Origin of the sequence: uncultured Escherichia sp. (assembly GCF_948475835.1) — a bacterium.
GTDB lineage: Bacteria > Pseudomonadota > Gammaproteobacteria > Enterobacterales > Enterobacteriaceae > ECMA0423.
In genome coordinates, this window is record NZ_CAOLGM010000250.1 from 1 (window position 1) to 1744 (window position 1744).

At 41.6% G+C, this 1744-nt stretch carries 1 protein-coding gene; it reads left to right on the forward strand.

Features of this window, described 5'->3' with window-relative positions; translation table 11 throughout:
- Nucleotides 1-232 precede the first annotated feature (232 nt).
- Nucleotides 233-1462, forward strand: coding sequence for an amino acid permease (locus QZF50_RS23590; protein ID WP_061892525.1), 1230 nt, complete (start codon nt 233-235; stop codon nt 1460-1462).
- Nucleotides 1463-1744 lie beyond the last annotated feature (282 nt).

Consider the following 1744-nt stretch of genomic DNA (forward strand, 5'->3'; position numbering starts at 1 on the left):
GTGCAATAGTAAATGAGTGTTAATTACAGTTATCTTAATTGTTTAAAAAAAGTGATTTTTATCACAAAGGAAATATGCCTGAGCAGTAGTCAGAGTCATAACTGGCACGTAAGGTTTGCAACCACTAACCCACCAATAGAGGGGTAGATAGGGCGTTAATCTCCCATACTTAACCTGGTTTATGGTAAATTGCCCTCCATTTTGTTTAATTTGTAGATGATACGTTCAGATAATGTCTAATATTTGGTCTAAAGAAGAAACTCTGTGGAGTTTCGCGCTCTACGGCACAGCCGTTGGTGCAGGCACGCTCTTCCTTCCTATTCAGTTAGGTTCGGCAGGGACTGTGGTCCTGTTTATTACTGCTCTGGTCGCCTGGCCTTTAACATATTGGCCACATAAAGCCTTATGCCAGTTCATCCTCTCATCGAAAACATCAGCAGGTGAAGGGATAACGGGCGCAGTAACACACTACTATGGCAAGAAGATTGGTAATCTGATTACCACGCTGTACTTCATCGCCTTTTTTGTCGTCGTGTTGATATATGCAGTGGCAATTACCAACTCACTTACGGAACAGCTGGCAAAGCATATGGTTATTGATCTTCGCATCCGTATGTTGGTGAGTCTGGGTGTTGTATTAATCCTGAATCTCATTTTTCTGATGGGACGCCATGCAACCATTCGGGTAATGGGTTTTTTGGTATTCCCATTGATTGCCTATTTCTTATTTCTTTCCATTTACCTTGTCGGTAGTTGGCAACCTGATCTATTAACGACCCAGGTAGAGTTCAATCAGAATACCCTTCACCAGATATGGATATCGATTCCCGTGATGGTTTTCGCCTTTAGCCATACGCCCATTATTTCTACGTTTGCCATAGACAGACGTGAAAAATATGGCGAACACGCTATGGATAAATGCAAAAAAATTATGAAAGTCGCTTATCTCATCATCTGCATAAGTGTACTGTTCTTTGTCTTTAGCTGCCTGCTTTCTATTCCACCTTCGTATATTGAAGCGGCTAAAGAAGAAGGGGTCACCATTTTATCGGCGCTTTCTATGCTGCCGAACGCCCCAGCATGGCTGTCAATTTCCGGGATTATTGTCGCAGTAGTTGCGATGTCGAAATCATTCCTGGGTACGTACTTTGGCGTTATTGAAGGTGCCACGGAGGTCGTCAAAACAACACTACAGCAGGTTGGTGTAAAGAAAAGTCGTGCATTTAACCGCGCACTATCAATTATGTTGGTATCGCTGATCACCTTCATTGTTTGTTGCATTAACCCGAACGCGATTTCGATGATTTACGCGATCAGCGGCCCGCTCATTGCCATGATACTTTTCATCATGCCTACGTTGTCAACGTATCTGATCCCGGCGCTTAAACCCTGGCGTTCCATCGGAAATCTGATTACGCTGATCGTGGGTATCCTGTGCGTATCGGTAATGTTCTTTAGCTGATATCCATTGTGAATGGTTCAAAATTGCTACAATTTTGAACCATTCCAGTTTTCATAATGTTCATTCGTTATTATTCCGCACTATCACTTCCCTCATCATATCCTAGTATTATCAGTTAGTTAAACACACAAAGAGATCTGAACATCTTAAATAAGACTATTTAAGATGCATAACTTAGATTCGCAAGATATCTTCTGGTCATTCAAAAACAATTTGCGATATAGATATTCTCATACCATGAGATAGTTATCTGAACCACCCTCAACCAGGTAAGATTAAATC